We start from the raw sequence: 3,986 nt of genomic DNA on the forward strand, positions 1-3,986 counted from the left end.
TGAGGAACGCCGACTGCGCTTCATCGACGAGGCCTCCTGGCAAAGCCGTATGGGCCCGGTCGTCGACGCAGCGGTCAGCTGACACTTCCAAACCGCGAGGCTCGCCCATTGCCGGCGGCCCCGCCCACCGCGTAAAAGGGCCGCTACCCAGGTAGCGGCCCTTTTGCCTTGAACCAGGCCGGATGCCCCTTACTTGTTGTCGAGGAACCATCGGGTGGTCGAGGTGCGCACGGTGCGCGCCGGGTGGGTGAGCCGCCAGACCGTGCCGCACATGCCGCAGCTCAGCGCCAGGACCATCGTGTACGTGCTGAAGCTCAGCGAGTCGAACGTGCCGCCCACGATGACCGCGATCAGCTGCGTCGAGATGAGCGCTGCGCAGAGGTGCTTGTCCTCCGGGGTGGTCGAGCGACGGAACGCCAGGAAGGCAAGGATGACGCTGGTCAGGTGGAGCCCGGCGAGCGCCACGGCACCGATGTAGCCGTTGGCGATCAGCGTGACCAGCCACTGGTTGTCGAGGATCAGGTACTGCGGGGCGACCCATGTGCCGGTGCCACGCCCGAACCACGGCCGCTGCGAGATGTAGTGGAACACCACCGGGTAGCGCGCAGCCCGGACCGTGAAGGCGGGGTTGTTCGACGGATTGTCGAAAAGCCCGGTCAGGGTGTTCAGCAGGCCCGGCTTGATCCCGCCGAGGACTACGATGAGCACCACGAAGGTGGCGAAGATGTTGTACCGCGTGCGCCACGCCCAGATCGGCACGAGCACGACCAGCATCAGGCCGATGCCGAGGATGCCGGTGCGCGAGATCGTGGCGGCGTTGCCGGCGGTGATGATCAGGGCGGCCACCGCCGAGATCTGCCGGCGCCAACGGGTGCCCGCGTGTATCGCGAAGTGCAGCGCGAACGGCAGGATCAGCGACAGGGTCGCGGCCAGCTCGATGTAGTGCGTGGTTGTGGAAGCCACGCGGACGCCGGTGCCACGCGTCTCGAAGCCCAGCGCGTCCCACTTGGCTTCCAAGCCCGGGATCACGATGTACTCCGTGATGTCGATCTTCGTGACGTATTGGGCGACGCCGATCGCGCCGACGATCCCGCCGCAGATCACCAGGACCTTGAGCACGCCACGCAGCCGGATCCAGTTCGGCACGCCGTCGGCCGCGGTGAGCAGGATGCCGGAGAAGACCCCGTAGTACAGCATCATCCGGTCCGCGGAGTTCAGCTCCATCGTGGTGAGCCCGCGCATGAATCCAATGGCGTAGGAGACCAGCGCCGAGACCAGGAACGCCATCAGCGCCCAGCGCATCGGCTGTGGCCCGGTCATCGACAGCGTCGGGGTGAACCGGGCCAGCACCCACCACGTGAACAGCAGCAGACCCATGACGAGGCCGGGCCGGCCGATGTCCGTCATGCCCGGCAGGATCAGCCGGGCCGGGACGAGCAGGATCAACAGCATGGCCAGGCTGAGGAGCGCCGCCGCGTCGATGCGGCCCACGCGTCGGCGCGTCACGTAGGTCTGGCCGAATACGAACGATGGTTCGAGATCGGCGTAGTGGTGCGGAGTAAAGGCGGTCACCGTTGGATCGCGCCGCTAGTTCGATTTGCCGTGCGGCTTGGCCGTCTGCTTCGGTGGCAAGGCGGACAGCGGAAGGACGACCGTGGAGTCGGCGTCGGGGATCGGGGTCTTGTCGGCGTTCGCGTTGTGCTCGCGGCCGTCCCAGTTGGCGGGCTGCTGGAACTCAACCGTGAGCCCGCCGTCACCTGGCGCCTTCCCAGCCGCCGCGCCGGCAACGATCGGCACCTCCCGGGCGCCGCCCGGCGTGCCGATCCCGCCGTTGACGCCCCGGTTGCCGCGCGTGGCGGCGCCCGGCGGCAGTGGAGCCGTGGCCGAGGAGTCGAGGCCGTCCTCGTCGGGTCGCCTGCGGCGACGTTCGTTGCGGCGGCGCAACCATGCGTCGGCGCCGATGGTGATGCCGGCGGTGAGCAGAATTCCGGCCGCCGCGACCGCGACGACCGCGCGCTTCACCTTCGACGTCGACTTCTTCACGTTGGCGCCGAGGTCGAGCCGCTTGACCGTGATCAGGTTGCTCTCGGTGACGCCGAGCGAGGTCTGCAGCTTCGCCACGCTGTCGGTGAAGATCTTGACGAGTCTCTCGGCGGTGTCGCGCGACTGGCGGGCGGAGCTGCCGGTGATCTCGAAGGTGACCAGCGGCGAGTTCTGCCCCATGGTGATCGTGTAGGTATCCGCGTAGCCGGTCCGCTCGAACTCCTGGACCACGGAGAGATCCAGCGCTTGGACCATCGCGGCGTTGCCCAGCGTCTGCAGGCCCTGCGAGAGCCACGGGTTGCGCTGGTCGGCGGAGGTCAGCTGCTGTTCCGGCGTTGTGTTCTTGGTCGCCGCCGGCGGCACGAGCTGGACATAGGCGGTCCCGATGTAGTCGGGCTTCACCGCGATGACCGTCACGCCGGCGATGGCCACGGACAGCAGCAGTGTCGGCAACGCCACCTGCCAGCGTCGCACGAGCAGCTTCGTGATGTCCCAGAAGTCCAACGTCGTCCTCTCAAAGACCGCGGCGGGCACATCCCCCGCTGAGGTGGCGTCTTCAGTGTCGTGATGCGTCTGCCGGACAGCAAGAACGGAATGGGCCGCGCGCCGGATACCCTACCTGCTCGGGGCCAGTCCGCGAATCGCCTGTGTGCTGGGCGAACACCGCGACTCAGCATCATGTCGGGTTGTCGACAAAATTCCGTCGGATCGGCCGGTTACCCATGGACTGTTCAGCGTCACACGACCGCGTCCGCCGCCGCTGGGCTTCGGGCAAGGTTCGTGTCGCGACGGACGCGGCCGACCCACGCCATCGGCGAGCGCACCGATGATGCCGACGTTCGGCGGTGTCGAGAATCCGATAAACTTTCAGGAACCAGAGCCGTTCCGCTGACCGTCACCCTGGCCGGAGAATCGACCCGTTCGGCCAGCGGCGCAGACGTGGACAGGACACATGCAGATCTCAGTGATCATTCCGGCGTACAACGAGGAAGCTGGCCTCGGTCGAACGCTGGAGGCGTTGGCGGCCTCGCCTGACTCCGGGCCCGACATCGAAATCGTCGTCGCGGCGAACGGCTGCACGGACGGCACTGCTTCCGTCGCACGCTCGTTCGGCGTGCGTGTCCTGGACCTTCCGACGCCGTCGAAGACAGCCGCACTCAATGCGGCAGACGTGATCGCGACGAGCTACCCGCGCATCTATCTCGATGCCGACATCGTGGTGTCGCCGGCGCTGATCCGCGCGTTGGCAAACGCCGTGACGACGCCGGGAACGCTGGCCGCGGTGCCGGGCCGTGCCGTCGACGTGTCCGGCAGCACGTGGCCGGTCCGCAGCTACTATGCCATCAACTCGCGCCTGCCCGTGTTCGTGGGACGCCTGTTCGGCCGCGGTGTGATCGCACTGTCGAAAGAGGCCTGCGAGCGTTTCGATCAGTTTCCGGACATCATCGCCGACGATATGTTTCTCGACTCGGTCGTGGACTCCCACGAGAGGACAGAGATCGATGCGGTGGTCCGGGTGGTCGCACCACGGACGTTCGGCGATCTCGTCCGGAGAGTGGCGCGCGCACGCGCGGGCAACGACGAGTTCTGGCGATGGTACCGAGAGGTTGGATCTTCCCTCGGGATGGCAGCGCACTCGGTCCCGGCGGCTCGACCCGGCTCGTGGTTGACCGATGTGGTCATCCGTTCGCCAAGGCTCTGGCCGGCCTCGCTGTGCTATGTCGCGGTGGGGTTGTTCGCCGATGCGAAGCGTCGGCGACGCGGGTGGACAGTGCGGTCCGGGTGGGGGAGACCTGAGGCAGGACCGGGCCACGGATAGCACCCACCGGGGTGTGCGCGGGGGCCGTCCGGCCGCGACAGGTCAACCGACTGCCGCGTCGACCACCGGCCGCATACGGCGGTGCCAGGAGACCTCGTCGATGAAGCGCAGTCGGCGTTCCTCG

Annotated in this window: 3 protein-coding genes; 1 reads left to right on the plus strand and 2 read right to left on the minus strand. The window is 67.5% G+C overall.

Going from position 1 to position 3,986, the window contains the following annotated elements:
• Positions 1 to 189 precede the first annotated feature (189 nt).
• Both ABT297_RS42720 and ABT297_RS42725 read right to left on the minus strand, forming a co-directional pair.
• Entirely contained in the window at positions 190 to 1,572 is a 1,383-nt protein-coding gene (locus tag ABT297_RS42720) for an O-antigen ligase family protein (RefSeq protein WP_350559849.1), read from the minus strand.
• A gap of 15 nt (positions 1,573 to 1,587) precedes the next feature.
• On the minus strand, positions 1,588 to 2,547 hold the full coding sequence (locus ABT297_RS42725; protein WP_350559852.1) for a GumC domain-containing protein: 960 nt from the start codon (positions 2,545 to 2,547) through the stop codon (positions 1,588 to 1,590).
• A gap of 448 nt (positions 2,548 to 2,995) precedes the next feature.
• Here ABT297_RS42725 and ABT297_RS42730 point away from each other — a divergent pair, with 448 nt between their 5' ends.
• Positions 2,996 to 3,862, plus strand: coding sequence for a glycosyltransferase family 2 protein (locus tag ABT297_RS42730; protein WP_350559855.1), 867 nt, complete (start codon positions 2,996 to 2,998; stop codon positions 3,860 to 3,862).
• Positions 3,863 to 3,986 lie beyond the last annotated feature (124 nt).

Source organism: Dactylosporangium sp. NPDC000555 (assembly GCF_040300025.1).
Taxonomy (GTDB): domain Bacteria; phylum Actinomycetota; class Actinomycetes; order Mycobacteriales; family Micromonosporaceae; genus Dactylosporangium.

Excerpts from the sequence above, each read along its gene's own strand:
- ABT297_RS42730 (WP_350559855.1), top strand. The coding sequence starts at position 2,996 with ATGCAGATCTCAGTGATCATTCCGGCGTACAACGAGGAAGCTGGCCTC.